The organism is Sorangium sp. So ce834 (assembly GCF_051521425.1).
Classification (GTDB): Bacteria; Myxococcota_A; Polyangia; order Polyangiales; family Polyangiaceae; genus Sorangium; species Sorangium cellulosum_D.
Genome location: NZ_CP150351.1, coordinates 9,769,704 through 9,796,694, shown reverse-complemented (window position 1 = coordinate 9,796,694; position 26,991 = coordinate 9,769,704). Strand labels below are relative to the sequence as shown.

Sequence of the window (26,991 nt, the reverse complement as noted above, 5' to 3'; positions counted from 1 at the left end):
CTTCGGTCGGCAGGTACTTCTTCAGATCCTCGTCGCTCATTCCGGTCGGACCTTCTCTAGAACGGGCGCTGCGGCGTCGACGCACGGCGCGGCGCTGTCGGCGCAGGGCGCGGGGTGCGGGGCGCCGGCTTGAAATACGGCTTCTCCTTCATGAGCTTCTCCTCTTCTTCCGCCCACGCATCGCTCGGCTGCGGCACCTTCACTGCGCCCGGCGTCTTTGTCGGCCTCGCGTTCGAGGCGGCGCTGCGCGGCGCCATCCCCGCATGTGTCGTGGAGGCCGGCGCCGCAGCCGGCCCAGGGCCGCGCAGCAGCGCCGGTGCAGCCGGCGGCGGGGCGGCCGGCGAGCGCGCGCTGGGGCGAGGCGCTGCGTCGAGCGCCGCCGGCCGCAGCACGGCGGGCTCCGGCGCCGCCGCCGCCGGTGGCGGCGCGGGGACGAGCACCTCGTCGACCGGCGGAGGAGCGCCGATTGGCGACGGCACGCCGGCCCGCGCAGGCGAGCCCAGCGGCAACAGCGGAGCATCCTCTGTGGCCGATGTGGTCGACGGGGAGAGCACGGCTGTGGCCGACGGGACGAGCAGGGCATCGCCGCGCGGCGCTTCGACCGCTGGCGTCCGTCGAGGGATGATCCACATGGCGGCGAGCGCGCAGGACAGCATGCTCGCACCCATCACAAGACCGATGCGACGCTTGCGCCGCATCTCGGCCGCCGTCGGGCTCGGCGCATCGCCTGGGCCGCGCATCTCCAGCGGCGAGCATTCGGCTTCCTGCGCCGTCTCGCGCGCGAGTCGCGCAGGCAGCGCGGCCGGCGTCACCTCGATCGCCGGCGCAGCGGCCTTCGACGCCCTGCTCACGGCCTCGCTCGGCGCCGCCTCGCTCGTGCCCGTCGAGGCGGTAGTTGCCACCTCGCTGGGCGCCGCAGCCCTCCTCTCCGGAGGCAGCGGTGCGGTCACCGGTGCCGGCCCCGCCACGAGCGGCGCCGCGGACCAGGTACCGGGCCGCTCGCTTGGCGCCGTCGGCGGTGTCGGCGGCGCGGACGGCATCCGCTCGGTCGTCAGCCAGCGCGGGCCCCGCGCCGCTGCTGCATCTGGCGCCGCTCCGGTCGCAGCGGCGCCCGTGCCCGCCGCGAGCCCTCCACGCCCGGGGCGCTCCGCGGAGGGTACGTCCGGCGGCAAGAACGGGAGCACCGCCCCGGGCGGCCGGTAACCCGCGTCGAGCGGCGCCGTCGCGAGGTGGACGGCCTCCGCCGCCGGGATCAGGCGCAGCGACGGGATCGAGGCGCGCACCTTCGGATCGAGCGCGACGTGGCCCTCGGCCTGCGATGGCTGCGCGGAGCAGCCGTCGAACTCCCGTGTGAGCGCGTCGAACGCCTCGTCCGCGCTGGGCCGCTCGTCCGGGGATTTCGCGAGCATGCGCGCCACGAAATCGCTCAGGCTCCTCGGGGCGCCCTCCGGGATCGCGTCGGCGAGCGGCGCCGGCACGGCGTGCACGTGGTTTGCCCAGACCTCTTGCCGCGGCGGCAGCTCGCCCGTCCTCTCGGCGAACGCATGCTTGCCGGCGAGCATCTCGTACAGGATGAGCCCCGCGGCGTAGATGTCTGCGGGCCGCCCGACGGGCCGCCGGAGCGCCTGCTCGGGCGCCATGTAGTGCACCGTCCCGAGGTCCGAGAACACGTCGCTCGACGCGAGCCCCCCGACGCGCCGCGCGAGGCCGAAGTCGACGACCTTGACCAGGCCGCTCTGCATGACGAGCACGTTCTCCGGCTTGAGGTCGCGGTGCACGATGCCCCCCTCGTGCGCCACCCGGATCGCGTCCACCACCTGGATCGCAATCGAGAGCGCGACGCGCGTGTCGAAGCGGCGCATCGCGTGGAGCATCTGGCGCAGCGAGACGCCGTCGACGTGCTCCATCGCGATGTACATGACGCCGTCGGTGGTAACCCCCGCGTCGTAGAGGCGGACGATGTTCGGGTGGTTGAGGTCAGCGAGCACGCGCGCCTCCTTGCGGTGCCCACGCAGGAAGTCGGCATCGCTCATCCGCTCGGGTCGGACGACCTTGAGCGCAACGGTCCGGTCGAGGTACTCGTCCACGGCCTCGTAGACGCGCCCCATCCCGCCCTCGGCGATGAGCTTCACCAGGCGGTACTTGTGGCAGCGGCCGCTCTCGCCGAGCCGATCGTCACGGCGATCCATCCCCAATTCCCCACGTGCTTGCAGCGCACGAGGCCCGTCCAGGTCAGCACATCACCCGCCGGGCCAGCGTGCCGCGCCATGCCCCTTGATGACCCTGCGCGTCAAGTGGATCCTGTCGGGGCCGTCTCTGCTCAGCAAGATGCCAACACGGCCTGGCGCACCCACTGCCGGGTGCCACAGCGCTTGCCCCTCCCTCTGCCGGCACTCGACACCGTCGTCTGCAAGGCGATCTTCCTGCTAGATCGAGCGGCCATGCCCCCCGGTTCCGGTGATCGCGGCTCTTCTCCTCCAGTCGCACAGGTCGCGCAGACGGAGGAGATCGAGTCGGTGAGCTCCGAGCTACTCTCCCAGGCCCCGGTGCTGCCGTGGGCGGCAGCGGAGCACGGGCCGGACAGCGCTCCGCGCGCGAGCCGCTCGACGCCAGCGCCGCCGTTCCGTTGGCCTGTCGCCTCTGGCCTCTCGGCGGCACCGATCTCAGTCATGGCGCCGCTGCCTCTGCCGCTCGCGCCCTCGACGGCGGCCGCATCGGTCTGCTTGACCGAACCGCTGCCTTCGTCGCTGCCGCCCTCAACGACGCGCGACGCCATCGTTCCGGCCGCGGACGCGAGCCCGTGGGCCAAGCGCGTCACGATGCCGGCGCTGACCGTCGGGCAGCTCGCCGGGCCGGCCGAGCGCACGGACCGCGATGCGACACCGGGCCTGTCTCTCGGCACCGAGCTCGCCGTGCCCCGGCCGCGATCGCCGTCCCCGACGCGGGCGTCCTCGCCCGCACATCCTGCCGAGCTTGTCGAGCTCCTCTGGTTCGAACCGAAGGCGCTCCCGCGCATCCGCGCCTCGTGGAGCAACGTGATCCTCGATCTCGACTTCGAGGCGCTCGATCCGCGCCATGACCTGCCGCCCGGCGATGCGGGTTCCCCCAAAGATCACCACCACGTCTCCGGCCTGCTCACCAGCGGCCCACGGATCGAACCGAGCGGTGTGCAGCAGACCATCCTCGCGTCCATCAGCGAAAAAGGCCTCTTCACCCCGCCGCTTGTGCTTGTGGAGGGCGAGCTGCGATTCCTCTTCGACGAGATCGAGGCGCTCAAGGGGACCCTCGCCGTGGTCGCCCCGCTCGCGGGCGCGGACAAGAGCCTCAAGGAGGCGGTGGACCTGGCCAGCGAGCTCCTGAGGTTGCCGTACCCCGAGGGGGCGACCGGCGCCGCCGCCACCCTGACGCAGCAGATCAGGGAGCGACTTCTTCCGCCGGGCCGTTCGCCGGCCTCGGCGCGCCTCGAGGCCCAGGTGGAGCGGCTCCTGCTCGAGCAGCGGCGGTATCAGACCCGCGCCGTGCTGGGCGACATCTGGATCCGCGCGCTGCTCGGGGCGGGCGAACAGGACGCGCTGCCGGTGTACCTGCCGAAGCGCCTCTCGCCGTGGCTGCCGATGCTGCCCAGGCTGCGCGTGCGCCTCATCGCGGAGGCGCACCTCAGGCAGGACCACGCCGAGAGCAGCCGGGTTGCCCTGAAGGCGCTCGCGCTCGGCCGGGTCGCCTTGCTGGAGGAGATCCAGGGCGGAAGGCCGTGAGCTGGCCGGCGCCCAGCCAAGCAAGGGCCTCTATCGTAGCAGCTTCCGGAGGAGACCTCGACGGGGGAGGCGGGGGAGGCGAGATGTCAGCCGTCGGGCGAGCCCGCGATCCTCACGCTCGCGAAGATGCGATCGAACACTGGGTCGAGCCGGGCGGCCTCGTCTTTCGGGATCGTCGCGGTGAAGCTCAGCACTGTCGGCCGGCGGCCTGGCACCAACACGAGCCGCTGCTCGAGCGGCCCGCTCTGACCACGCCACGCGAAACGAAGCTCCAGCCCTGGCCGGTCGCCGATCGCGCGCTCGTGCCGCGCCAGCAGCTGGAACCCTTCGAGCCGCTTGGCCAGCTCCAGGAGCTGCCGGTCGCCATATCTGCGGAAATCCTCGCCTGCCGCGAGCGCGTCGCGCGTCATCACCACGCTGGCGGCCGCGGTCTGGCCCGGCTCGGGCGGAGCCGCGAAGGCGACCACCGAGCGGTCTTCCCAGTCGCGCGGCACGTCGAAGGACACGTCGGAGTTCTCGTAGCGCGGCATGTCTCGGGCTCCCCGCTGGCGTCACGCGCCGCGCGAGGCGCGCGGCGCTCGCCTTGAAAGCACCGCGCCCGCCCCGGCGTCAAGGCACTGTCTGCGCAAGCACTGCGCTGCTGCACCACGCCACGCAAGGGCGAGGCGCGGCGAGGTGCGCCTCATCCCCGCGGCCCCTGCGCCCCGCCGTTGCCTTCGCCCTTGCCGGCCGGCGCGCTGCTGCCGGGGCCTCCCGGATCCCTGGCCTCGCCGATCGTGGCCACCGAAGGCGCCTTCGCGCCCGTGCTGTTGATGAACACGTTCGGCGTGCCGTCGATCTGCACCTCCTTGCCGGAGAGCTTGAGCACGCCTCCCGCCGAGATCTCGAGATCACCCTGCGCATCAATGAAGATGCCGGAAGGCGTGATCCGGATCGACGCGACGCCGTTCGTGATGTGGACGGTTCGATCCTTGGTGATGGTGTACCCGACGCCGCCGCCGACCGTGACGCTCTGGCTCGCGCCGGCATCGATCGGATCCGATGTCCCCATGATAGAGGTGCGGCTCTTGCCAACGGTGCTCGTCTGGTTCTCGCCGATTGCCTGGCTCCGGCTCTTCCCGATGCTCGTGCTCTGGCTGTCCCCGACGGTCACCGCGTCCCCGCCGGTCACGCTCGCCGATCGGTTCCCGAGCACGATCGAGCGCTGATCGCGCCGGAGCACCTCCGTGTAATGTTCCCTCTATTGCGCAACTCGGTCGAAGTGTGCCGTCACGGCTGCCTCCTCTGCAAGCAACCGGCGACGGCGCCGGAGGAACTCATCAAATGGCAGGGAGCCCAACAGAATCATCATCAGGTCGTGGCCCGTGATTACGAAGAAGGTGGGCTGCTTGCCGACTCGGATCGCCGCCTCCGCCTCCTGCGTGATGCCATTCATGGCAACAAACATCCCGCGCGTAAAGGAAGACTTGCCCTCAACCTTGCCTCGAAAGACGAGCAGTTCCTTCTCGCGCAATGGCTTCCGCTCCCACTTCGGTTCCAGCAGGTAGATCTCGTGGTCCAACTCGAAGGATCCATCGATCTGCTCACCGACAAGTTCGAACGGCCTTCGCGGCGCCAGATTGAAGAGGCTGAATAGGCGATTGAGCAGTCTCTCCAGCTTCAGACCAGCTTCTTGGCGGTCCGGTTGTACGAAAAGCGCCTCCAACTCGGCCTTGAGTTGGCCTAGCGCCACCAAGTGCTGTTCCCGCGCGGACGGGCGCTCAAGGACTGGCTCCGAAGTGGTCGCGGAAGCATGCCCGACGGCGCAGCCTGAAGAGAGTCTTTCAGCGATACGGCGGCAATCCTGGTACAGGCGTTTGCTCTCCTCGTCGCGACTCGGATTGCTGAACTCGCAGTACTCCAAGAGGTCTGCGAGTAGCTTGCCGACAACGCTATTGGGTTCGCGGTCCCAGAACGCACGGATGCGATTCGCCTTCGAGCCAGAGGCGTAGTTGTAGACCTCATCGTAGATGTTCTTCCGAACGCTCTGCCGAACGAACTCCTCAAGAGTTCTGTTTGAGAAATCTAGCACGTAGCCGCCGCCCATTCCGAGCAGCTTCTCAAGTTTCGTTTTCTCGATGAAAGTGAGGTCTGCCATTTGAAACGTCTCACGCATTCGGCCTGGCGCGCTGCACGTCCACCGCAGTTACCTGGCGCATTCGGTGGGGCCGCGCGCTGGTTTGATACGACGGCATTCTACGCCACTCACCCACAATCTCCGCCGCCGATCGTTCGGCTCTGCTGCGGCCGTCCGCGCAGTAAGCAGGCCGTCAGCAGCAGCCGAGAGTTAGCCACCATGCGAATGTGTCCCCTGCGCGTCGGTTTTCTTGAGTAGCTTCTCGCCGATAAGCGACAAGGCGGCGTACTCGACCCATCCAGTGCCGGAGGCCATTCCTGGCCGCCACTCGTCTTCATCCTTGAACTGCAGATACCGTCGCTCTCTTGCAATACGCAGAGCCTTCTCGGCCGTACCGTTGAGCGTATCGATATTGTAGTCGAGTTCGGCCAGCACGTTCGCGGTCGCCTCAATGATTCGCGATGTATACGCCCAATCCGTCCATGCCGCATCCGGACGAGTGATGCGCTGAATCTGGAAGATCGCTCGCGCGGTTCGAAGAAGAAGGACGCAGTCGGCGTCATTCCTTGGACAGGCTCCGAAGAGTAGGGCACCGACCCACTCCAACTCAGGAGAGCTCGGACCCGCGTAGGTGATCTCCTGTGCAAAGATCTGGCGCATGGTTTGCTCGAACGATCTTGCAAGACGTAATTGCTCCGCGCTCGCGGGTGTCATGGCGGCCAGAGGAGCGGTGGGAGCGTTCGTCGTCGGAGAGGTCACGGCAAAGAAATCAGCGCAGTCCGATTCCTGCGGAGGTGTAGGCGCCGGACTCGGCAAGGGCGGGGCGGGATCCACAAACTCAGGGGTCGGCTCGCTGGCGGCTTGACGCTCTTGCAGGTTCTTCTTTATCTGCCGCTGCGCTAGAACATCGGGCTCCCCAAACCGGGTGATCCTTGCGTGGCAATTGGAGCAAACGGCCAGCATGTGCTGAGGGTCGTGGTGGGACACGGTAGTCCACTCTATCACGTGATGAAACTCGATCGGGCCGTTCTCGCGACAAATGGCGCACTTATAGCGGGCTTCGATAAGTAACGTCCGGCGCACGGCAACTGGAGGATGGCGGCCCGGTTCTTCACTCTCGAAGACCCGTATAAAGGCGTCAAGATCCTCTTGGGCAATGTCATGGCCGTGCTGAAGAGGGACTGTACGAAGGCGGACCCGCGTCTTCGTTTTCGGGGTCTCGATGCCCTCCTCGATAGCTAGGAGGACGCGCTCCTTCGACATCCCAAGGAGTGAGGCCGCTTCGTTCAGGTTCATGGTGTCGTCTCCAAGAGCATGGACGCGTTACAACTTGGTGAACGAGCGTTCACGAGCGTTCGTTTTTCGATGGGGGGCGCCGATGGCCAACGACATGACGATGAGCTGCCGGCGAAGCCGGTCAGATCCATCGGCTTGTTGGGCAGGACTTTCACCGCTGCCCACTATTGCCCAAGCCCCAGTTCGCGGAGGAACGGTGAAGGAGTGGCCTCGCGACCACCAATCCGTTGTGCAACCTGGATGAGAACCCGCTCACGCGCCCGAGTGAACGCAACATAGAACAAGCGGCGTTCAGCTTCGTGTTCTTGAGGCGTTTTTGCGTGTTTGCTCGGCCAAATCCCGTCGTTGGCGTCCAACAGGATGACGGTTCCGAACTCCTTCCCCTTGGCGCGAAGCGCAGTCATAAGGTGCAAAGGACGCCGCCACAGTTCGACCGGCGCATTTGCGCCATCATCTTCAAATGGCGGCACGTACGCTAGCTGAGCCTTCGCTGCTTCGATATCATCAAGAAAACGCTCGTAGTCGCTCCCATACCGCGTGGCATAGTCGGAGAGATGCAGAAAGGGGGGATCGACGTAAAAGATATCATCCTCCGCCTTGCCCAAATCGGCATGCAATCCCTGGAACGTCTCCGCAAGGCTGCTAATTGCATCGGAAGCTGTCGGCGCAGAACAAAATTCTCTGATCGCGTCGGCCATCTCACGGCTCATACGGCCGTCCGAATTGTCGCCTTTCAGCGATCCACGGAACGCCTCAATGACATCTGCAGCGACAATCACCGAGGAAGCCCCTGCGGCAATCAACCTGGATTTCGCGCCCACGGGGCACGAGCGGGCCGACGGCGATGCGCGAGCGGCGATTCGCCGACGAATGCGACGTCCGTTACAATTGAACGCGCTCAGCGCGTCGCGAAGGCACACGCCCCCCTTACCCCCCACCGTGATTTCGGCTGGTTCCGGACTCAATTCAGCCGGCGGGCGAGCTGCGAGCGCTCTGGCACGTGCAGCTTCGTGCCCCGAGCCGAGCGGGCCAGCCGCCCCGGGACGAGGATCAGCGCTCGGCGCAGCCACGGTGTTCGCCAGCTTGCCAGGTGCGGAACGTGCTCCAGCACATAGCGGCGATTCAGGTTAGCGGTCAGCAATTTCAGCAGCAGCGCGGCGTGATTGGCGTTGAAGCTATGGCTCGGCACGCGACCGCATCCCCACCCATGCTTGAGATCGCCGATGAGCGGCTCGATACCCGCGCGCAGGTCATACCGCGCCGCGACGTCTTCCGGCGCGTAAGCGCCCGACCAACGCCATCGTGACCGCCCGTGCGGCGCCGGTTAGCTGTTCCCATCGCGACGAAGGAGGAAGCGATGGCGACGAGAGTGGAGTGGGCCGAGCGGGTGCAGCGATGGGAGCGGAGCGGACTGAGCGCCGAGCAGTTCGCACGGCGCGAGGGGTACAAGGCCAAGCAGCTGTACTGGTGGCGCTGGAAGCTGCGGGCTGAAGTGGCCTCCCAGCCGTCGCCTCCGTCGGTGGAGGCGCCGCGCTTTCTGCCGGTGCACGTGGTGGCCGACACATCGCCGGCGGCGGCAGAGCCGATCGAGATCGCGCTGCCCAACGGCCGGGTGGTCCGTGTTCGGCCGGGCTTCGACCCGGCCACGCTCGAGCGAGTGCTGGCGCTCGCTGCCGAGGAGGTGCCGTGCTGACGCTGCCGCCGTCGGTGCGCGTGTACGTCGCGGCCGAGCCGACCGACCTGCGGAAGAGCTTCGATGGCCTTTCGGCGCTGGTCGCGCAGTGCTTCGGAGCCGATCCGCTCTGCGGGCATCTGTTCGTGTTCAGGAATCGGCGAGGCGACCAGATCCGGATTTTGTTCTGGGATCGCACTGGGTACATGCTTGTGGCGAAGAAGCTGGCGTGCGGAAGGTTCCACTTGGCGCGCGACGTGCCGCAAGGGGCGACGCACGTCGAGGTCGAGTCCGCGGAGCTGTCGCTGATGCTCGAAGGGCTGGACCTGTCGACCGCGACACGGCGCAAGCGCTGGCGCCCGACGAGGGCCGAGACGGAGAAAACTCCGTCTGAAAACGGAACGCCTTGTTTGTCCGGCGCGCCGTGGATACATGGCGCGCCCGATGACCGAGCCGCCCGCACCGCCCGCCAAGCTACCCGTCGACATTGAGGATGTCCGGCGCAAGCTCGAGCAGCTGGCAGCCGAGGGGCGCATCGCGGACCTCATCGAGCTGGTCGTCCAGCTGCTCGTCGGGCAGCGAGACACCAACACCGCGCTGAGCGTCCGGCTGGCCAACGCGCTTCGTGAGCTGTACGGCCGCAAGAGCCAGAAGGTCAGCTCCGAGCAGCTGTCGCTCATGCTCGCGGCGCTCGGCGACGCGGAGCAGAAGGGCGGCGAGCCCGCGCCCGCTCCCTCGAACGAGGCGGCAGCGACAGAGCCGGGCGACGGCCCCGTACCGCAGCCGCCTGATCCTCCGAAGCCTCCGCGCGGCCGCGGTGGCCGCGCGCCGCTGCCCAAGGACCTGCCGCGCGAGGAGCGCGTCATCCAGGTCCCTGAGGCCGAGCGCGCCTGCGAGCAGTGCGGGGAGACGAAACAGTGCATCGGCTATCGCACCAGCGAGGTCCTCGAGTTCGTGCCGGCCCAGTTCCGGATCATCGAGGAGAAGCGCGAGAAGCTGGCCTGCCCCGCCTGCCCCGAGGAGGGCGTCGTCACCGCGGCGAGCGAGAAGGTCATGGATCGGGGCCGACCGGGACCGGGCCTGCTCGCGCACATCCTCGTGCACAAGTACCACGATTCGACGCCGCTCTACCGGCAAACGCAGCAGTACGAGCGCAGCGGCGTGTCGCTGTCGCCCTCGACCCTCGGCGACTGGGCGGCGTTCGGGGTCGACGTGCTCACCCCGGTCGCCGACCGCATCTTCGAGCGGGTGGTCGAGGCGTTCTACCTGCATGTGGACGACACGGGCCTGCGCGTGCTCGATCGCGATCATCCCAACGGGGTCAAGCGCGGGCATGTCTGGTCGTTCGCGGCCCAGGTCGATGATGGCACCAAGCTGGTTGCGTTTCGTTATGCCCCGGACTGGAGCTCGAAGCGGCCGGCCGTGATGCTCGCCGGCTTCTGCGGGTACATGCAGGGCGACGGCTACGCCGGCTATGACGCGATGGAGGACGAGGACGGCGCCCCCGTGGTGCCTGACGAGCGCCGTCTCAGCTGCGGCATGCACATCCGCGCCAAGTTCGAGAAGGCGGCGAAGAGCGGCGATGCGCGCGCCGCCATCGCGCTGTCGTACTTCAAGACGATCTACCGGGTGGAGGCCGCCTGCAAGGCCGAAGGACTGGGGCCCGATGCGCGCAAAGAGCGACGCGACGAGCAGTCGCTCGGTGCGGTCGATGAGCTGTATCGGTGGATTCGCGAGCTGCACCCGCGGCTCGTACCGAAGACACCGCTCTACGAAGCGACCCGCTACGCGCTCGGTCAAGAGGCGGCGTGGCGGCGCTGCTTCACCGACGGTCGATTCGAGATCGACAACGGTGAGGCCGAGCGAAGCCTGCGGCGTATCTCGATCGGCCGGAAGAACTACCTGTTTGCCGGCTCGGACAAGGGAGCAGAGCGCCTCGCCCGTGCGTATACCGTCTTCGGCTCCTGCCAGCTGAACGGCATCGACCCGCTGGCGTGGGCCACGGACGTCATCGGCAAGCTGCAAGCCGGCTGGCCGCTGTCGCGCCTGGACGAGCTGCTGCCCGACGCCTGGGGCAAGTCGCCGGCGACCGACGCGTGAGCCGAGGCCCCCCCCGGGGGGGGCGGCGGCTGATCGAACAGATCGCGGGGAGCGCGAGAGCCGCCGCCTGGTGCGCTGCGGCGGCGCGGTCGCGTATGGCCGCGGACGGCCGCGGCTGCGCCGGGCGCCGCTCCGCGCGGGCCTCGCCGCCTGCGAACGCGCGCGCACGGCTCGCAGCGGCGAAACGGCGGAGCGTGCTCGCGGGAGCGCGACGGCACAAGATGGCGCCTGTCGGGCGGTTACTCCGGCGCTTCGACCGGCTCGTTGGTCAGGAAGACCTGCACCGTGTAGTCGAGGCCCTCCCAGAGGTAGATCTGCTTGCCGTTGTCCCGGTCGCGTGTGCGTACGGCGATCACGCGGACCCCCTCCGGCCAACCGCTGCGCCGGAAGGGGACCTCGGTCACCTGCCTTCGAGGACGACCGTCGGCATCCCGGTCGATGGTACGCCATCCGGTGGCGTATGCGACCATGCCCACCATATCGGGGCTCATCCGCGCCTTGGTCAGGAAAAAGCATCCCTTCGCGGCGACGGCGTGCATCAAGGCGCTGCAATCCCCTGCGCCATCGATCCGCACGTAGATGGCCGCGCTCGGCACTGCGGCGCGCGCCCGGTCGATGCACTCCTCGACGAAGGGCACATCGGCTTCGCCGAAGCTCGTATCGCCCGGTCGCAGCTTGGCCCCGACGATGGCCTCGACCTCGGCGATGCGCGCCAGGATCGGATGATAGCTCGGCCGGCCGTGGTAGCGTGGGTTCGGGCCCGGAAGTGCCCCCTCTTGCATGCCGAAGAGCGGCTCCACGGTCGTATCGACGTCGATATGGAGGAACCGGTGCTTTCGGCGAGCAACGAGGGCGAGCCCGTGGTCGACGACCATGCTGTGCAGCGCTTCGAGCGCATCCTCGTCGAACCGGCACAGGTCCCGGTAGACGGTGTCGATGCTCGGGACGACCCCGCCTGCGAGATGCACGAAGAGCGGATCGACGGCGAGCGCCTCGATGCCGAAGACGCGCTCCTCACCGGCGAGCGCGCTGTCCATCAGCAGGCGCATCTGCGCGGCCATGGGGTAGATGACCGAGCGGCCCGTCTTGAGCCGGGAGAACCTGCGGCTCAGGGTCGCGTCGAGGCCGAGCTCGCGAATGAAGGCGCCGAAAGTGGCAAGCCCTGCGACTCCGGTCAGGTTCTTCTCCGTGAGCTCGACGTGAATCCTGCGAGGGTCCGGCCGCCGGATTCGCTCCTGGCGATGCCCGTCGCCTTTCCTCTTGAACCCGAGCTCGCGCCGACGCACCTTCAAGGTGCTCGGCGTGTGCCTTCGTTTGGTCATAGCAACCCGGACGAGTCGCCACGCCGAGCCTTTCTTTCAAGGCGTTCCGTTTACGACGCCGGATTTCTCACGCGTCGGATCGGCCTCGTAGGCGCGAAATCCACGTTCAGTGCTTCACGATCGTCAGAGCGCCAGTTGATCCACGCCTGCGGCAGGAGCGCCGGAACCCTGTCCTTCATGGCGGAGAAGTCGAGGCTCACTTGCGCCCTTCTTGCACCGCTGCGAGCGTGACAAGCTACGTATGTTTCAAGATATGTCTTGAGAAACTGCTTCTCCGAAGCTGTTTGACACAGGTTGTGCAATATCGTCAGGCACTCTGCCTGGGCTGCGCCGAGCGGCGTTTGCAGTACCACCGCCGGGTTCGCGTACTTGCCGAGTCTCTGCTTCGGTGCAGCCCACCGCTCCAGGTCGGTCATGCAGAAGTTCGGATACACGTCGCCCCGCAGCACGCCTACGGAATCGGTCTCGCGAAAGCTGAATGTCTGACCTTGTACGCCGAATTCGACGGCTCCAGAGGGCTTCGTGTGGAGGCCTATTGGCAGGCCGAATGTGAACAGTGAGTCGAAGGTAGACGTGGTCGGTGTCTGGGTAGTAGCTTGGAAAGGAATCAAAGGCCGCTTCGCCGACGTCACTTGCCCGTCTTCGGACAGCGTGAAACCGTCTCCATAGTCCGAGAGTATCTCGTTGATAGATTCCCGGAGCTCTCGCTGTCCAGCGGCCTTGTCGAAGTCCTTGAAGTGCCACCCACAGTCGCTCCAGCTGTGGTAGTGGCCAGTTTTTTCGTTCGGCTTCGATACTACATCGTACAGGAGTTCGATGACGCTGAACAAATCGGGCTCGGAGTAGCCCTCGCACTTCGTGAAGATGGGCCAAATGCCTCTCTTTCGTAGCTTGAGGAAGAAGAACGATTCGATGTCGCCGCCTGCGGTTCCAGGTATAAGCCCCGCGTCGACGCAGTCCTTGCCAAAGACTTCATCGAAGTAGCCCCTTTCCACGAAGCGTCTGTGTACGGGAATGAAGAGCGCGCGAAGTGTCTCCAGATCAATCCGGACGGCTTCTACATCGCCGGTCCGTGCCGAATAGTACGCCTTCTTGGTCAGGTTCGGATTGGTGGTCATCGGATGTTCGCTTCTAGGACTTCCGTGGCGGTGGCGGGCTCTCGTCTGTCGGTTCAACGTCGCAATCATCTGTGACGCACGGAGAGTCTCCGTGGTCCAGCATGTAGGCCGCGAGGTGCTGCTGCCCATCTTTGTATTCCGGCGGATGAGCCGCATCTCCAGGCAGCCTATCTCCGTGTTCCAGGAGATAGGCCGCGACCCCCCGCGACTTTTCAGTACGTGTCCGGAGATAGGCCGCCGGGGCATAGCCACGCATTCCCCTCGCTAAGTCGCCGACGCCCCAGCTGGTCGCGCCACAAGATCCGTGCCGATGGTACCGCACACCGCGCGACCGGAATCCGGTCGAAGTATCCTCCAATCGCCGCATCTTGCGCGCTCCCACTCCGGTGGTTGATTCCGGGAGTTCTGCCTCGATTGCTCCGGAGCGTCTGGCCGGGCGATCGAGCTGGCTGGGGACGGCGGCCCTGGACCCCGCGGCTCGCCACCGCCGGGTGCCCGCGCGCCCTGCGTTGTCGGTCTCATGAGCGTCCGTCGAGTTTGAGGGGGCGCATGCGCTCGGCTGGCCCGTCGATCCGCAGCAAGCGCGCGCGCTCGAGGATGCGGTCATGGCCTTCCTCGATCGCGGCGAGCTGGGCGTCATCAGGCTCCGGGTCCACGGATCGGCGTTCCTGCGCGGACGGCCGATAGATCCAATCCCACCCGTCGTGCCCCTCCTGCGCATCGTGGGGAGGTAGCGTAGCCGACGGCCAACCCGACATGTCAAGCCTTCGGAACGAGTCGATAAGGCGATTCGATCGACGCACTGTTGCGACGCGTCGTAGGCGGCGGCGACGCCGGAGGTGGCGAGGTCAGCGGAGGGCCGATGCCCTTCGGCAACGGGGCGGCATCGCCTCGCTGGCGCTTGAGGAGAGCCCCAAGCCTTAGCAACGGCCCGAGGGGGCGCCATCTTGCGCCGTCGTCGGGTGCTCCGACATGATCCGAACAGCCGTTCCGACGCGATCCGAGCGGTCGTTCCGACGGCGCCCGGGCAGATGTTCCGGTGACCGGAGCGGTCGTTCCGGCGACACCCGAGCACCGGTACCGGAGACCCCGGCAGCCGCCCCGACGACACTCGGGCGCTGCGACGGCGCAGGTGACGCGCGAGCGGGGGACGCGCGCGCTGGGTTGGCAGGGCGGAGCGATGACCGTCAATCGGCTGGTCACACGGGGGACACGGCGCGTGCACAGGCCGCGCGGTGACGGCGCACTGACGGCCGCACGCTCAGAGCTGGACGACGGCGCTCATGCGCGACCAAGCGTTCCCCGCGAGCACGGCCCTCGTCGCCGGCAATCTGCCAGAGCTCGGCGAAGTGGACGAGAGCTCGCCGACACGCGCGTTGCCCTCTCCGTGGCCGTCCCATCGCCGATGCTGCGCGCTCCACCGCGTGCCCGCCGTTCGCCGATCTTGGTGAGACCGGCTACAGCTGATCTGATGGGGGGGTCCTGGTCGGAAAACTGCTCTCGCGGCGCAACCTGGCGGGAAGAACGAGCCGGTCAAGTGAGCCGTGTTTGGCCGATCGGCGTGATGCTTGCTGCTCGCGCGCAGCGCCGCGCTGCGCCCTCTCGCATCGGACCGCGCTCTAAGCCATGGAGATCCTTCGGCTTTGCCGTTGGTGCTCCATGCCACAGAGCGGCTGGAGTGCGAGGATCTAACTTCGCGAAATGATTCGGCATCCGGAAACGAAGGCGATCGATTTACGTCGCCGTAAATAGAGGGCAGATTCGACCCGACCGCCTCCGTCAGTACGATGGTGCGGATGGACGCCCCTCCCCCGAAGCCGCAGCCGCCGCCGCTGCTCGAGCTCCTCGCTGTTGCCGCCCCGGCGACCGTTGCGCTGCTCACCCAGGACCACACCGACCACCACACGCGCGAGATGCAGATCGCCCTCGAGCGCCGTCAGCTCGAGCAGGCGCGCGCGGAGCTCGTGCGAAGGGAGCGGGCGCTCGAGCGCCGAGAGGCGGAGCTCGAGCGCGCGCGGCTGCAGGCCGAAGCCGCGCGCATCGCGCAGCACACGCCAGCCGGCAACGCGGGGCGCCACCAGCGCCGCAGGAGGCCCGCGCCGCCCGGCAGCACGACCGCCTGCGGCTACGACGACAACCACCAGTTGCGGCTGCTGTTGCCGGAATGCATCACGTATGCCTGGTGCGTTGCCTTCTACCGGGCGTCGCTTGACGTGCGCGCGGAGGTGTCGCAGGCGCGCCGGAGCCAGTACCGGCGGATCGCCCGGCTCCCGCCCTATCTGGGAGAAAAGCTCGACAAGGCTGGCGTCCCGTTCGCTGCGCTGCGCTTCGTGGCGTACGGCGCGACGCTCGTGGAGCAGGAGGAGAGGGCCCGGAAGATCCTCGCGGGCGAGCGGCCGCCGCGCCGGATGCCGCGACCTGAAGAGCCGAACGCCTCCGAGCCGAACAAGCGCCGGAGGGGACGACCCGCCTACCCCCGCGCGCGACCCAGCGAGAGGCAGAAGCCCCGAGCCGCTGAGCAGAGCAGCCCCATCGCGCAGCCCCACGGCGATGATGTCGCCGCGCGGCATGCCACCAAGCTCCGCGAGTTCGCCTCCGCGTTCGCCTACCACCTCATCACCAAGCGCGACCCCGACAGCGAACGGGCCGACGACGTCGTCGAGGGGGAGGACCCGATCTAGCGCACACTGTGGATCGTCGTGTTCGAGCATGCGCGCTGGCTACCGTTCGTCACTTCGCCGGTGACGGCGTGCTGGGCGGTCCGTCGCCAAGCGACCCGGTGCGACTGGTTTCGGAGCGCGTCCCAGAGATTGTCCTCGGATCGGGCCGGTACTTGCCGTACCTTACGGCGTTCCTGGCGGCGATGAGCAGCTGCTGGTTCCAGGCGACATCACCCGGATTGAGCCGGGGGCGGAGTGGTAGCAGGAACTGCGCCAGAAGGTAGCCCTGCAGAGCTCGGTCACGACGGGCGCGTTCGGCCGACCTGCGGCTGGCGTGGCATCGAGCTGATCTCCGACTGTGCGCCCCACGAGCGATACCGCACGGAATCGACGCAGGTCCGCGCCCCGTCGTGCTCCGATGTGCAGTGGAGAAAGTCCGATGCCGCCGATGAACCCTACCGCCACGGTCCGGCCACCCCCGCGATCGCTGCCGGTCTCGGCGCAAACCCCGGCCTGCCTCCACGCGGCACCGCGGGTTACTCCGAGATACCAAATTGACCCCTTCGGACCCCCTCTCTCTTGCCCCCTCAGCAGCGCTTCCCAGGGTAGCTAACCCCGCGTGATAACAGCGATTCTCCCCATGAGCATACAAGGGTAATTCGCGTAGAGATACCTTCGGCTCCGAGATACCTTTTCGGGCCTCTTCCGGCAGCGTCGGTCACGGTTGCCCAAGAACCCTACACGGATGGAGGTACGGCATGGCATCGGTGGCTCTTGCGCGTGTATCGTCACAGCTTGCTATCTGTGGGGCTGACAACAGTATGCGCGCGATCGAGAGGACGTTCCCGGCGACGCCCATGGGCGGATCGCAGCGCCCCAGGGTGAGCAACCCCTCTGCCACGGCCACTGCGACGCTCGCGATCCCGCTTGACGGGCTCACCATCGCAGCGCCGCAGCCGGAGATGCTCTCGCAGAAGAACGTCGAGTCGGTCACCGGCATCCCGGCGCGCGTCTTCCTCGACACCATCCGCGCGCCGGGCTTTCCCCTGCCGGTCACGAAGCTCGGCAAGCTGCGCCTGGTCCAGCGCGAGGCGTTCGTCGGCTACCTCCAGGTGCTGGCCAGTGGTGACCCGGCACCGCGCCGAGCCGTGGCGGCGGACGAGCGGACGGGGGTCGCCGCGGTGCTAGCCGCTGCCGGCCTTGAACCGGTCCGGCAGCCGCGAGCTGGCCGGGCGAGCGCTCCTCCCGAAGGCACGAGGCGTGGCAGGCTGCCGCCAAAGTAGAGTGGTCCGCTTGGCGCTACCACCGGCTCGGCGCGGACGCGTGTGGCTGGCCGGGGGCCATTACGACAGCGCCGGCCTCCCAGCTCCCGGTGCTGGGCGCTCCGCGCAGGGCCGCCTGTGGCTCGCGAGCGTGCGCGCCAGCTGAGCGCGCGGCCCAGGCCGAGGTGGACCACCTCCACACCCGAGGTCCGCAGAGGCCTCTCAGGGCGTGGATTCGCGAGGTCGCCGGCCCCTCTTCGAAGGCGCCTCAGGCGTGGACGCGACCGGCGGCGCAGCGAGGCCGGCCTTCTGCGCGAGCGCTCCCGAGCGGGCGCCGATCCGATCGACGAGCGCGCCGAGCGCGGCTTGCACCGCGGCGTCGGCTTCGTGGAGCTTGTCGAGACGGCGCACCCAGGTCGAGAAGCGCACGCCCGGCGGTCGTTGCGGGATCGGCTCCCGCGGGTCTGGCCCGGCGCCGAGCGCGGCCCGTGCCCTCGTCCGGCGTGCGAGAGCCTGCTCGAGGACACGCTCCTCGGGACGATGCCGTGGCGAACGATAGACGAGCCCGGCGCAGCGACGGCAGCGCAGGCCTGGCGCATCGATGTAGAGCACCGCCGCCCGTGCGGAGCACCCGGGGCAACGCACCCAGACCCGGAGGCGGCCCGCGGCCATGCGGGTCGTCTCGAGCGGCAGGGCGACCGTTCCGGCCAGCACGAGGCGCGCGTCGGCGATGTCGATCTCGACATCGGTGTCGACCTCGCCGCGTCGTGCGGCGCTGGCAAGGGCAGCGATGTTGACAGAGGCGATCTCAGCGGTGGTGCGCCTGGGCACGCCGGCAGCGTAGCAGGGTTTGAGGCCGGCAGGCGGCTGCGAATGTCAGAGTTCCGGTGCGGGACGTCGTGCCGGCACGTCCTGCCCGCACGCACGCACCTTAGGAGTTCAGTCCACCCTCCAGGGCATCGAGGCCGGCGCGCGCTTACCTCCGCGACGACCTTTTCGTGCGGGATTCAGGGTCCGTCAGCTGGCTTCGCGACTGCCTTACGCTCCTCGTCGGTGATCATTTCGCTCTCGACCACGGGCGCGCGAAGAAACGCCTGCCAGACCGGATCGTCTGCGGATAACCCGCTGGCGAACGGCAGCGGCGGTGCTGTTTCGTCGAGGGCTCATGGATCAGGGCCACGACGGGACGCCTGTTGGATCGACGACGCCAAATTTGGAAAGCGCAGACCGCAGCGCGCAATGGACCACCTCAACGTCGCGCGTTTTCCCGCTCCCAGCGCTCCTGCGCCGCGATCGCGTCGTCCGCGGCGCGGACACCCGAGACGAAGAGCGCTGCGTCCGCAGGGTCGTCCAGGTCGAGGCCAAACCGGAGCATCACGGCGCGGTCGCGCGGCGGGACGGAGCGGAGGATCTCCGCGGCGGAGCGGTCGCGGCGGTAGGAGGGCACATTACGAGCATACCAGACGTTCCGTGCTGACGTCGTAAACGAGAAGTAGAAGAAGGTGCCGCTCGTCATCACCTTGTCGGGCGAGCGGCGTTGATGGCCCGGCTCGACCCGGCTCGAGACGAAGCATCACGCCGCCCCCGCGCTCCCGGAGCGCTCCCGGAGGACGACCCGAGCAAGGGGGCGGCGCAGCGGCGGTGCTCCGTGAGGTCGGCCTCCGGCTGGCCCCCACGCCGGCGGGCCGCCCCAGGCGTGAGCGCGGCCGCAATTCGCGGTAGAAGAGAACCGCCATGCCCCGCAGGCCCACTGGATCGCTCTTCCGCAACGCCGCTGACCGGCTCTACGTCCGCGTCCTCGTTGGCGACAACGACCGCGAGAGCTTCCCGCTCGACCCCAAGCTGACCGAAAAGCAGGCTGAGCAGCGCAAGGAGCTCGTCGCCGACCTCGCCGCGCGGCTGCGCGCCTCGCGCAACGTCACGCGGGACGCCATCGTCGCGCTGCTGGAGCGTGCGGCGGTACGCGAGGGCAGGGCGCTCCGCGACGTCATTGAGGCGGTCGAGGTCGTCTGCCGGGGTGGCGCACAAGCGAAGGTGGTCCCCGGCGGTGGCTCGGTACCGAAGCAGGTCACCCTCCAGCAGTTCGGTGAGCTCTGGACCTCGGGCGAGCTCGCGCGCATGTACCCCGACCACGTCAAGCCGAAGCGCAGCGTGGAGCAGGACGTCTACCGCTTCGACCGCCACATCTACCCGATCGCCGGCCGCGTCCCCGTCGCGGCCTTCACGCTCGACGACGCCGAGCGCGTCATGCGCGCACTCCCGCCGATGTCCCCCGCGTCGCGCCGTCACATTGCGCAGCTCCTGCACCGGCTCATGGCGATGGCCGTCTTCCCCTGCCGCCTCCTCGCGACGAACCCGCTCCCCCGCGGCTTCCTCCCGAAGCTCGGCCCTGCGAAGGCGAAGGCCTGCCTCTACCCAGACGAGGACGCTCGCCTGCTGGCCTGCACCGCGATCCCGCTCTGCTGGCGCGTTCTCTGGGGCTTCCTGAACCGCGAGGGCCCGCGCATCAGCGAGGCGGCGCGCCTGCAGGTGCAGGACGTCGATCTCGACCGTGGGGCGCTGCGCCTCGAGAAGAACAAGACGAACGACCCCCGCGCCTGGGCGCTCTCTCCCGGCGTGCCCCAGGCGCTCCGCGCCTGGCTCGCCCTCCGCGGCAACCCGCCCCCCTCCGCCCCGCTCTTCGTCAACGAGGAGGGCGGCCGCTTCAGCGTCGAGCACGCCGCCGAGCGGTTCCGCGCTCATCTCCAGCTCGCCGGCATCGATCGCCCCGAGCTCTTCGAGGACTCCGACGAGCGCCAGCAGGTCCGCGCCCACGACACGCGCTCGACCTTCATCACGGTCGCGCTGGCGAACGGCCGCAGCGAGACCTGGGTCGCCGACCGGACCGGGCACCGGAGCTCGATCATGATCCAGAGGTATCGCCGGGCGGCCAGGACGTTTGCAGAGCTAGGCCTTGGCGAGCTAGCTTCCCTCGCCGAGGCGATCCCCGAGCTCCGGGGCAGGGGAAAAGGCACAGGAAACGGCACAGAACAGGGTGGGGGTGGGACAAGAATCCGGATAACAGAAGTAAAATCAACAACTTGGCCCCGTGGCGAAATGGCAGACGCGGTGGATTTAAAATCCGCGGCCCCTCGCGGGCGTGCCGGTTCGAGTCCGGCCGGGGCTACCTCATGGGGGACGTGCCGAGCTGGCCCACGCTGTGACGTGATGGGGGCGCTCGGTGCTTCCAGCTGGAAGCCGCCGGGCGGCGCGAGCTTCGCCCCGGAGGCGGGCGGGCCCTGCCGGGAGTGCGCGTCGACGACCTACAGCTGTCGAGCTCTGCCAGTTCCGCCGGTTCCGCGTGACCGCGTGCCCTCCAGGCTCGTGGGCGTCCTGCCGTCCCTCGCGATCCCTTACCCCTGAGCTTCCTGCCTGAGACGCTCGTCCTGAGCCCTCCCTGACACACGCTCTGCCGTCGCTCATGGCATCTCACACCCTCCGGGGCTGTGGAGTGTTGCACCTGCCCTGCGGTGAGCTCGGAGCTTCACATGACGTCCCGCGTCATACTCGGGCGGGAGCCGAGCGGAAGCCGCAGCGCCCATCCACGGCGACGGCTCGCCCATCGGCGGCGACGTCTCGCCCATCGGCGGCGACGTCTCGCCCATCCACCGCGACGTCTCGCCCATCCTCCGGCGACGTCTCGCCTGAGCAGCTTGCTCGCCTCGAACGGGACCAGGTCGCTCTGTGTCCCACGTGGCGCCGACCTGCCGGGGACGTCGCGCGCCTGTCACGGTCTGATGGCGCTTGTCGTGGTCTGAAGGGAGGCGGCGCGCGCCCCGTTGGGGGTCCTCTGGGGCTCGACAAACCAAGTGGATTCGAGTAATGGGAGCGCCACTACATGGATCTGGACATCGATTGTCTGCGTGAGGCGAAGGTAGAGAACGTAGAACGTCTTGCACACGCTCTGGGCGTCAGGCTGCCCGAGCACAAGCGTCATGACAGGCGTGCTTACACCCGCGAGCTCATTCGCGTGGTGATGCAGGGCATCCGGCGCGATGCCGAGCGGTCCCGCGGCCGCAGGTTCTTCGGTCGCAGCTGACGATTCTACCCACACAGTACGCACCCTGAGCGTGCCGGCTGGACTGTCCGTTCCCGCCGAGCCCCGCTGTTGTGCCTCTGCTGTGGCCGTCCCTTGCTTCTGGCCGTCCCTTGCTCCTGGCCGAACCGTAGGCCCCCGGAGGGGCTGTTCTCCGCGCGGTGTGGGGGATGGGCCGATGTTTGAGCCTTTGCCTTTGCTCCTCCGGCTTGCCGGAGGAGCAAAGGCAAAGGCGAGTTCGGCGGGGCCCCCGCACCGCGCGGAGAACAGCCCCTCCGGGGGCCGATCCGCGTGGAACCTCCTCCCGGCTCCCTCGCCCCGCTTCCTCGCCGCCCCCCTACCGCCCCTGGGGCTTGCTCCGCATGGCCAGCCGGCTCCCCGTCACGCGGCTCCGCGCCGCCAGCAGGAGCGGCGCCGCCGGCGTGAGCGGATCGACCAGGTCGTTCACCTGGAGCATCGCCTTGTCCGTCACCTTCCACGCCGCCGAGTGACCCGACACCCCCTGCTGGGGCGACCCCGCCAGATCCAGCGCCCGGCTCAGCTCCCGCCCCACCTGCGCGATGCGCGCCAGCTCCTCCCGCGACGCCCCCCCGTCCTTCGCCGCCGCGTAGATCGCCCGCACCACGCCGAGCAGATCTCGAACGGCATCGAATGGAAACGGCGGGGTGCTGACCGGAATGGGCACTGCGCCAATGTACAGCAACTCGCCCTTCGATGGAGCATTTGCATTCCGATGAGCCGCGTCAGATTTCCACAGGATCGTCTCAGTTGTAATTCTTAAAACAGAAAAAATCAGTTGAGCGGACCCACCGCCTCCTCCACCGCGGCGATCAGCGCTCCGCTCCGGATGAGCTCGGTGGCCGCCGCGATGTCCATGTAGAGCGGCCGGTCCTCGACCAGCTCGGGCACCACCCGGCGGATGGCGGCGTGGGCCGCGACCACCCCCGCGCTCGGGCGGAGCGGGCGCCGCTGGTCCACCCCCTGCGCCGCCGTGATGAGCTCGATCGCCAGCGAGCTGCGGACGTTCTCGATCACCTGCGCGAGCTTCCGCGCGCTGATGCTGCCCATGCTCACGTGGTCCTCGCGGCCGGCGCTCGAGGGGATCGAGTCGACGCTCGCCGGGTGGCAGAGCACCTTGTTCTCGCTGACCAGCGACGCGCTCGCCACCTGGGCGATCATGAACCCCGAGTGCAGCCCGCTCCGCGGCGCCAGGAACGGCGTGAGGCCGGTCGAGAGCGCAGGGTTGACCAGCTGCTCGACCCGCCGCTCGCTGATGTTCGCGAGCTCCGCCGCCGCCACCGCCGCGAGATCCAGCGCCAGCGCCACCGGCTGCCCGTGGAAGTTGCCGCCCGAGATCAGCTCCGCGACCCCCCCTCCGCCCCCTTCTCCGCCCCCCTCGCCGAGGAACACCGTCGGGTTGTCCGTCACGCTGTTGACCTCCCGGGTCAGCACCTCGGCGGCCCAGGCGAGCGCGTCGCGCGTCGCGCCGTGCACCTGGGGCATGCAGCGGAGCGAGTAGGCGTCCTGCACCCTCGGGCAGTCCGCGTGGCTCTGCATGATCTCGCTGCCCCCGAGCAGCGCGCGCAGGTTGCCGGCCGTGCCGGCCTGGCCCGGGTGCGGGCGCACCCGCATGAGCCGCTCGTCGAACGGGCGCTTCGAGCCCATCAGCGCCTCGAGGCTCACCGCGCCGGCGATGTCCGCCACCGTGCAGAGCGCGGCCGCGTCCCGCAGCGCGAGCGCGCCGAGCGCCGTCATGTACTGGGTCCCGTTGATCAGCGCGAGCCCCTCCTTCGCGGCGAGCTCGATCGGCGCGAGGCCGGCCTTCGCGAGCGCCACCGCGCTCGGCATGAGCTGCCCCTCGAGCCGCGCCTCCCCCTCGCCGATGAGCGACAGCGCGAGGTGCGCGAGCGGCGCGAGATCGCCCGACGCGCCGACCGAGCCCTGCGCAGGGATGCGCGGGCACACGCCGCGGTCGAGCAGGGCGGCGAGCAGGTCGAGCACCTCCGTGCGCACCCCCGAGTGCCCCAGCGCGATCACCTGCGCGCGCAGGAGGATCATCGCGCGCACCTCGGCCTCGCCGAGATCCGGCCCGACCCCGCAGGCGTGGCTCCGCACGAGGTTCCGCTGGAGCGCACGGATGTCGTGATCGGCGATGCGCGTCTCCGCGAGCGCGCCGAAGCCGGTGTTGATCCCGTACACCGCAGGCGCGGCGTCGCCCGCCGCCGCGATCGCGTCGATCGCGCGGCGCGAGGCCGCGGCCCGCTCGCGCGCCTCGGCGCAGACCGCCACCGGCCGCCCGCGTCGCGCGACCTCCTCGAGAGCCGCGAGCGAGAAAGGGCGGCCCAGGAGCAACGGAGAAGGAGAAGGAGAGACGGCGGCGCGCGGCGTGGAGAGGGTCACGGGGGCGCACGCTAGAGCGGCGGATGCCTCGAGAAAAGCCGCTGGCGCCACGATCCGCGGCGCCGCCCGGCCGCCCGCCGGCGACGGACGAGGCCCGGCAGCGCCCCGGCTGGAAAGCGCGGAATCGCGCTCCGCCGCCGCCGATGAGCGCGGAATCGCGCTCCGCCGCCGCCGACGGGCCGCCCCGTCTGCGCCGGAAGAAGAATCCAGTGCCCCGCAGGGATCGATCCGCCTATCCTGCCGGCGCGCTCCGGCCTGCGCCGGCACGCGGCCGCTTGCTTCCGATGCGCTTCGCCCTGGCCCACCTCGCCCCCCTTGCGCTCGCCGTCGCGCTCGCCTCGCCGGGCGCCGCGCAGCCCGTCGAGGGCGCGAACGCGGGGCAGGGAGCGCCGCCGGCCGCGGCAGACGCCGACCGCTTCGAGGAGCGGCTCGTGCTGGACACCGGCCGCTCGCCGCCCCCCCCGCCGGACCCGACCCGGTCGACGTTCTCGGTGCAGGGCGAGTACCAGCTCCGCTACCGCGCCATGACCGACCTCCGGCTCCGGGCCCCGCGCCTCTCGGATCCGGGCGCGACGACGCTCGGCCAGAACCAGTACATCGCGCACTGGCTGCGCCTCTCGCCGCGCTTCCACTACAAGGACAAGGCGTCGATCGTGGCCCAGATCGACGTCGTCCGCGGGCTCATCGCCGGCGACACCACGCGGCACGTCGAGCAGGTGCGCGACGCGCGCGCCGCCCTGGCCTGGTACGACGTGCACCCGCGCCACCTCTACCTGGAGCTGCCGTCGTCCGTCGGCGTCTTCCGGCTGGGCCAGCAGGGCGCGCACTGGGGGATGGGGCTCGTCGTCAACGACGGCGAGCGCGCGACCCTCTTCGGCGACCACGAGCGCGGCTCGCTGGTCGAGCGCGTCATGCTCGAGGCGACGCCGATGGGGCGGGCCGGGCCGCTCGTCGTGACGGTCGCGGCCGACCTCGTGTTCGAGGACAACGCGGCCGACCTGCTCGGGAACGACGTCGAGGGGCAGGACGAAGGGGAGGGCGATCGCGCGGTCCAGGCGGTCGTGTCGGCGCTCTGGCGCGAGCGGCGCGGCGAGGTCGGGATCTACGGCGCCCTCCGGCGGCAGGCCCGCGAGCGCCGCGCGAAGACGAGCCCGGCCCGGTTCACCGAGGCGCTCGCGGCGGCGGTGATCGACGTGGCCGGCAGGTTCGACGCGCCGGTGCCGGGGGGCGGCGCCCACGTCTACGGCGAGCTCGAGGCCGCGGTGATCCTGGGCGCGACGTCGTTCGTCCCGCGCGGGCCCGCGCCGCTCGCGGGCGCGGCGGCGGGGCGCGCGCCCGTGGCGGTGCGCTCGGTCGGCGGCGCGGCCACGCTCGGGGCGGTGCACGTCGCGGGCCGCGGGCGGCGGCCGGCCGAGCGGTGGGGGCGCGTCGTGACCGAGCTCGAGGCCGGCTACGCGTCGGGCGACGACGACCCCAGGGACGACGTGGCGCGGCGGTTCACCTTCGACCCGAGCCACAACGTCGGGCTCCTCCTCTTCGACCAGGTGCTCGCCTGGAAGACGGCGCGCTCGGCCACGATCGCCGAGCGGGAGCTCTTCGCCGCGTCCCCCGAGCCCGGGATCAGGTCGCTGCCCTCCAAGGGCGGCGTGTTCGGCGCCGCCTACGTGAACCCGCGGATGGTGGTGCGGCCGGCGCGCTGGCTCGACCTCAAGGCGGGCGCGGTCATCGCCGAGGCGACGGCCGACGTGGTCGACCCGTACGGCACCCGGTCGGGCGGCAACCTCGTCAACTACGACGGCGGCGACAGGCGCCGCCGCGATCTCGGCGTCGAGCTCGACCTCGGCGTCGACGCGCGCATCGCGATGGGCAGGCTCGTCACCATCCAGCTCGGCACCGAGGCCGGCGTCCTCTTCCCCGGCGGCGCGTTCGACGACGCCGCCGGCACGGAGCTCCCCGATCAGTACCTGCTCACGCTCAAGCTGGGCGTGATCCACTGATCCGGCCGGGGCTCGCCGGCCCTCGAGCGAGCTCGCGCGCGACACGGCAGACGAGGGCCGCCCAGGGTGGTAGAGGGCGTCTGCGTGGCGGGCGCGGCGCGGCGCGGCGGGCGCGCGGCTCGTCGAGGTCGGGCGACGGCGCCGGCCGCGGCCTCGCCCTCCGGAGGAGAGACATGGGAGAGAACCGATGCGCAAACGACTCGCGCTGAGCCACCTTCCGACCCCGATCCAGCGCCCGCGGCGGCTCGCCGAGGCGCTCGGCGTCGACCTCTACGTGAAGCGCGACGACATGACCGCCGGCGCGGAGGCCGGCAACAAGATCCGCAAGCTCGAGTACCTGCTCGCCGCCGCGCGCGAGGAGGGCGCCGACTGCGTGATCACCTGCGGCGGCCTCCAGTCGAACCACGCGCGCGCGACCGCGCTGCTCTGCGCCTCGCTCGGCCTGCGCTCCTTGCTGTTCCTGCGCGCCGCGGACCCGTCGGCCGGGGCGCCGCTCGCGGGCAACGTGCTGCTCGACCGGCTCGCCGGCGCGGAGCTCCGGCTGATCTCGCCCGAGGCGTACCGGGGCCGCGACGCCGTCATGGCCGAGGCGGCCGCCGAGATCCGCGCGGCGGGCGGCCGGCCGTACGTGATCCCCGAGGGCGGCTCGAACGGCCTCGGCGCGCTCGGCTACGTGCGCGCGATGGAGGAGATCCGGAAGCAGCTCGACCTCGGCCTCGCGGGGGGCAAGCCGTTCGACGTCCTCGTGCACGCGTGCGGCTCGGGCGGGACGGCGGCGGGCGCGGCGCTCGGCGCGGCCCGCTACGAGGTGGCCGGCGAGGTGCGCGCGATGGCGGTGCGCGAGGACAAGGCGACGTTCGCGCGCGTCGCGGTCGAGATCATGGACGACGCGCGCTCGCTCGATCCGCGCCTCGGCGCGCCGGCCCACCTCGTGATCGACGACTCCGCCCGGGGGCCGGCCTACGGGGTGTCCACGCCGGAGCAGCGGGCGCGCATCGTCAAGGCGGCGCGGCTGTCGGGGCTCGTCCTCGACCCGGTGTACACGGGCAAGGCGTTCTGCGGGCTCTGGGACATGGCCGAGCGGGGCGAGCTCGCGGGCAAGCGGGTGCTGTTCCTGCACACCGGCGGGCTGCCCGGGCTCCTCGCGCAGGGCGCCGACTTCGCCGACGCTTTCTAGGGCGGGCGCTCGCGCCGGCCGCGCGCCGGCCGCATCTCAGG

21 protein-coding genes, 1 tRNA gene and 4 pseudogenes are annotated in these 26,991 nt (G+C 69.6%); 11 read left to right on the top strand and 15 right to left on the bottom strand.

What is annotated here, in order from left to right; all coding sequences use genetic code 11:
- Nucleotides 1-56 precede the first annotated feature (56 nt).
- A complete protein-coding gene (locus WMF20_RS35970) occupies nucleotides 57-2,189 on the bottom strand; it encodes a protein kinase domain-containing protein (protein WP_437606314.1) in 2,133 nt (710 codons plus the stop codon).
- A gap of 480 nt (nucleotides 2,190-2,669) precedes the next feature.
- Here WMF20_RS35970 and WMF20_RS35965 point away from each other — a divergent pair, with 480 nt between their 5' ends.
- Entirely contained in the window at nucleotides 2,670-3,755 is a 1,086-nt protein-coding gene (locus WMF20_RS35965; protein WP_437606313.1) for a hypothetical protein, read from the top strand.
- An 86-nt stretch (nucleotides 3,756-3,841) separates the two neighbouring features.
- Here WMF20_RS35965 and WMF20_RS35960 read toward each other — a convergent pair whose 3' ends face one another.
- The 7 genes and pseudogenes from WMF20_RS35960 to WMF20_RS35930 form a co-directional block, all read right to left on the bottom strand.
- Nucleotides 3,842-4,285: a DcrB-related protein gene (locus WMF20_RS35960; protein ID WP_437606312.1), complete on the bottom strand. Its 444-nt coding sequence runs from the start codon at nucleotides 4,283-4,285 to the stop codon at nucleotides 3,842-3,844.
- Between the two features lie 152 nt (nucleotides 4,286-4,437).
- Entirely contained in the window at nucleotides 4,438-4,806 is a 369-nt protein-coding gene (locus WMF20_RS35955) for a hypothetical protein (protein WP_437617265.1), read from the bottom strand.
- Nucleotides 4,807-4,809: 3 nt separating this feature from the next.
- Nucleotides 4,810-4,908, bottom strand: a pseudogene (locus WMF20_RS35950) (hypothetical protein); the annotation flags it as partial.
- Nucleotides 4,909-4,995: 87 nt separating this feature from the next.
- Nucleotides 4,996-5,892, bottom strand: a complete 897-nt coding sequence (locus tag WMF20_RS35945) for a hypothetical protein (RefSeq protein WP_437606311.1) — start codon at nucleotides 5,890-5,892, stop codon at nucleotides 4,996-4,998.
- Between the two features lie 189 nt (nucleotides 5,893-6,081).
- Complete coding sequence (locus WMF20_RS35940; RefSeq protein ID WP_437606310.1) at nucleotides 6,082-7,167, bottom strand: HNH endonuclease signature motif containing protein; 1,086 nt, start codon at nucleotides 7,165-7,167, stop codon at nucleotides 6,082-6,084.
- A 164-nt stretch (nucleotides 7,168-7,331) separates the two neighbouring features.
- On the bottom strand, nucleotides 7,332-7,988 hold the full coding sequence (locus WMF20_RS35935) for a 3'-5' exonuclease (RefSeq protein WP_437606309.1): 657 nt from the start codon (nucleotides 7,986-7,988) through the stop codon (nucleotides 7,332-7,334).
- Between the two features lie 140 nt (nucleotides 7,989-8,128).
- Nucleotides 8,129-8,446 (bottom strand): annotated as a pseudogene (locus WMF20_RS35930) (transposase); the annotation flags it as partial.
- Between the two features lie 78 nt (nucleotides 8,447-8,524).
- Here WMF20_RS35930 and tnpA point away from each other — a divergent pair.
- Genes tnpA through tnpC form a run of 3 tightly spaced genes read left to right on the top strand, consistent with a single transcriptional unit; the run spans nucleotide 8,525 to nucleotide 10,939 of the window.
- Nucleotides 8,525-8,860, top strand: coding sequence for an IS66 family insertion sequence element accessory protein TnpA (gene tnpA, locus WMF20_RS35925; protein WP_437606002.1), 336 nt, complete (start codon nucleotides 8,525-8,527; stop codon nucleotides 8,858-8,860).
- Nucleotides 8,854-9,330 (top strand): IS66 family insertion sequence element accessory protein TnpB, encoded by a 477-nt coding sequence (gene tnpB, locus WMF20_RS35920; RefSeq protein ID WP_437605159.1) that lies wholly within the window; start codon nucleotides 8,854-8,856, stop codon nucleotides 9,328-9,330. The genes tnpA and tnpB overlap by 7 nt, the downstream gene beginning before the upstream one ends.
- The gene (gene tnpC, locus WMF20_RS35915; RefSeq protein ID WP_437606308.1) at nucleotides 9,272-10,939 is read left to right on the top strand and encodes an IS66 family transposase; all 1,668 of its coding nucleotides are present in this window, start codon (nucleotides 9,272-9,274) and stop codon (nucleotides 10,937-10,939) included. The genes tnpB and tnpC overlap by 59 nt, the downstream gene beginning before the upstream one ends.
- Before the next feature lie 242 nt (nucleotides 10,940-11,181).
- On the opposite strand, the pseudogene WMF20_RS35910 reads toward tnpC, so the two are convergent.
- From WMF20_RS35910 to WMF20_RS35900, 3 genes and pseudogenes are all read right to left on the bottom strand, one after another.
- A pseudogene (locus WMF20_RS35910) lies at nucleotides 11,182-12,261 on the bottom strand (transposase); the annotation flags it as partial.
- 50 nt (nucleotides 12,262-12,311) lie between these two features.
- Nucleotides 12,312-13,379: a hypothetical protein gene (locus WMF20_RS35905; protein ID WP_437606307.1), complete on the bottom strand. Its 1,068-nt coding sequence runs from the start codon at nucleotides 13,377-13,379 to the stop codon at nucleotides 12,312-12,314.
- A 518-nt stretch (nucleotides 13,380-13,897) separates the two neighbouring features.
- The gene (locus WMF20_RS35900; RefSeq protein WP_437606306.1) at nucleotides 13,898-14,035 is read right to left on the bottom strand and encodes a hypothetical protein; all 138 of its coding nucleotides are present in this window, start codon (nucleotides 14,033-14,035) and stop codon (nucleotides 13,898-13,900) included.
- 1,140 nt (nucleotides 14,036-15,175) lie between these two features.
- Here WMF20_RS35900 and WMF20_RS35895 point away from each other — a divergent pair.
- Entirely contained in the window at nucleotides 15,176-16,060 is an 885-nt protein-coding gene (locus WMF20_RS35895) for a hypothetical protein (RefSeq protein ID WP_437606305.1), read from the top strand.
- 800 nt (nucleotides 16,061-16,860) lie between these two features.
- A complete protein-coding gene (locus WMF20_RS35890; RefSeq protein WP_437606304.1) occupies nucleotides 16,861-17,322 on the top strand; it encodes a hypothetical protein in 462 nt (153 codons plus the stop codon).
- Between the two features lie 201 nt (nucleotides 17,323-17,523).
- Here the strand turns inward: WMF20_RS35890 and WMF20_RS35885 are convergent, their stop codons facing one another.
- Nucleotides 17,524-18,132: a hypothetical protein gene (locus WMF20_RS35885; protein ID WP_437606303.1), complete on the bottom strand. Its 609-nt coding sequence runs from the start codon at nucleotides 18,130-18,132 to the stop codon at nucleotides 17,524-17,526.
- Nucleotides 18,133-18,550: 418 nt separating this feature from the next.
- On the bottom strand, nucleotides 18,551-18,817 hold the full coding sequence (locus WMF20_RS35880; protein WP_437606302.1) for a hypothetical protein: 267 nt from the start codon (nucleotides 18,815-18,817) through the stop codon (nucleotides 18,551-18,553).
- A 218-nt stretch (nucleotides 18,818-19,035) separates the two neighbouring features.
- On the opposite strand from WMF20_RS35880, the pseudogene WMF20_RS35875 reads away from it, so the two are divergent.
- The 3 genes and pseudogenes from WMF20_RS35875 to WMF20_RS35865 form a co-directional block, all read left to right on the top strand.
- Nucleotides 19,036-20,172: pseudogene (locus tag WMF20_RS35875) on the top strand (tyrosine-type recombinase/integrase); the annotation flags it as partial.
- Between the two features lie 211 nt (nucleotides 20,173-20,383).
- Nucleotides 20,384-20,467, top strand: a tRNA-Leu gene (locus tag WMF20_RS35870).
- A gap of 711 nt (nucleotides 20,468-21,178) precedes the next feature.
- On the top strand, nucleotides 21,179-21,379 hold the full coding sequence (locus WMF20_RS35865) for a hypothetical protein (protein WP_129578501.1): 201 nt from the start codon (nucleotides 21,179-21,181) through the stop codon (nucleotides 21,377-21,379).
- A gap of 334 nt (nucleotides 21,380-21,713) precedes the next feature.
- Here WMF20_RS35865 and WMF20_RS35860 read toward each other — a convergent pair whose 3' ends face one another.
- Together WMF20_RS35860 and hutH are read right to left on the bottom strand one after the other, a co-directional pair.
- Nucleotides 21,714-22,061 (bottom strand): hypothetical protein, encoded by a 348-nt coding sequence (locus WMF20_RS35860; protein WP_437606301.1) that lies wholly within the window; start codon nucleotides 22,059-22,061, stop codon nucleotides 21,714-21,716.
- A 107-nt stretch (nucleotides 22,062-22,168) separates the two neighbouring features.
- Nucleotides 22,169-23,728 carry a histidine ammonia-lyase gene (hutH, locus tag WMF20_RS35855; protein ID WP_437617200.1) on the bottom strand — a complete coding sequence of 520 codons (1,560 nt, stop codon included), beginning with the start codon at nucleotides 23,726-23,728 and terminating at the stop codon, nucleotides 22,169-22,171.
- Between the two features lie 332 nt (nucleotides 23,729-24,060).
- Here hutH and WMF20_RS35850 point away from each other — a divergent pair, with 332 nt between their 5' ends.
- Nucleotides 24,061-25,773, top strand: coding sequence for a hypothetical protein (locus tag WMF20_RS35850; RefSeq protein ID WP_437606300.1), 1,713 nt, complete (start codon nucleotides 24,061-24,063; stop codon nucleotides 25,771-25,773).
- Between the two features lie 187 nt (nucleotides 25,774-25,960).
- Nucleotides 25,961-26,950, top strand: a complete 990-nt coding sequence (locus WMF20_RS35845; protein WP_437606299.1) for a D-cysteine desulfhydrase family protein — start codon at nucleotides 25,961-25,963, stop codon at nucleotides 26,948-26,950.
- Nucleotides 26,951-26,991 lie beyond the last annotated feature (41 nt).

What these genes read in the sequence shown, in the direction of transcription:
- WMF20_RS35890 (WP_437606304.1), top strand. Translation starts at nt 16,861, where the DNA reads ATGCGCGCGATCGAGAGGACGTTCCCGGCGACGCCCATGGGCGGATCG.
- WMF20_RS35865 (WP_129578501.1), top strand. Translation starts at nt 21,179, where the DNA reads ATGGATCTGGACATCGATTGTCTGCGTGAGGCGAAGGTAGAGAACGTA.
- WMF20_RS35905 (WP_437606307.1), bottom strand. Translation starts at nt 13,379, where the DNA reads ATGACCACCAATCCGAACCTGACCAAGAAGGCGTACTATTCGGCACGG.
- WMF20_RS35955 (WP_437617265.1), bottom strand. Translation starts at nt 4,806, where the DNA reads ATGGGGACATCGGATCCGATCGATGCCGGCGCGAGCCAGAGCGTCACG.
- WMF20_RS35845 (WP_437606299.1), top strand. Translation starts at nt 25,961, where the DNA reads ATGCGCAAACGACTCGCGCTGAGCCACCTTCCGACCCCGATCCAGCGC.
- WMF20_RS35965 (WP_437606313.1), top strand. Translation starts at nt 2,670, where the DNA reads ATGGCGCCGCTGCCTCTGCCGCTCGCGCCCTCGACGGCGGCCGCATCG.
- WMF20_RS35880 (WP_437606302.1), bottom strand. Translation starts at nt 18,817, where the DNA reads ATGACGAGCGGCACCTTCTTCTACTTCTCGTTTACGACGTCAGCACGG.
- WMF20_RS35970 (WP_437606314.1), bottom strand. Translation starts at nt 2,189, where the DNA reads ATGGATCGCCGTGACGATCGGCTCGGCGAGAGCGGCCGCTGCCACAAG.
- WMF20_RS35960 (WP_437606312.1), bottom strand. Translation starts at nt 4,285, where the DNA reads ATGCCGCGCTACGAGAACTCCGACGTGTCCTTCGACGTGCCGCGCGAC.
- WMF20_RS35895 (WP_437606305.1), top strand. Translation starts at nt 15,176, where the DNA reads ATGGACGCCCCTCCCCCGAAGCCGCAGCCGCCGCCGCTGCTCGAGCTC.
- WMF20_RS35945 (WP_437606311.1), bottom strand. Translation starts at nt 5,892, where the DNA reads ATGGCAGACCTCACTTTCATCGAGAAAACGAAACTTGAGAAGCTGCTC.
- tnpA (WP_437606002.1), top strand. Translation starts at nt 8,525, where the DNA reads ATGGCGACGAGAGTGGAGTGGGCCGAGCGGGTGCAGCGATGGGAGCGG.
- WMF20_RS35850 (WP_437606300.1), top strand. Translation starts at nt 24,061, where the DNA reads ATGCGCTTCGCCCTGGCCCACCTCGCCCCCCTTGCGCTCGCCGTCGCG.
- tnpC (WP_437606308.1), top strand. Translation starts at nt 9,272, where the DNA reads ATGGCGCGCCCGATGACCGAGCCGCCCGCACCGCCCGCCAAGCTACCC.
- WMF20_RS35940 (WP_437606310.1), bottom strand. Translation starts at nt 7,167, where the DNA reads ATGAACCTGAACGAAGCGGCCTCACTCCTTGGGATGTCGAAGGAGCGC.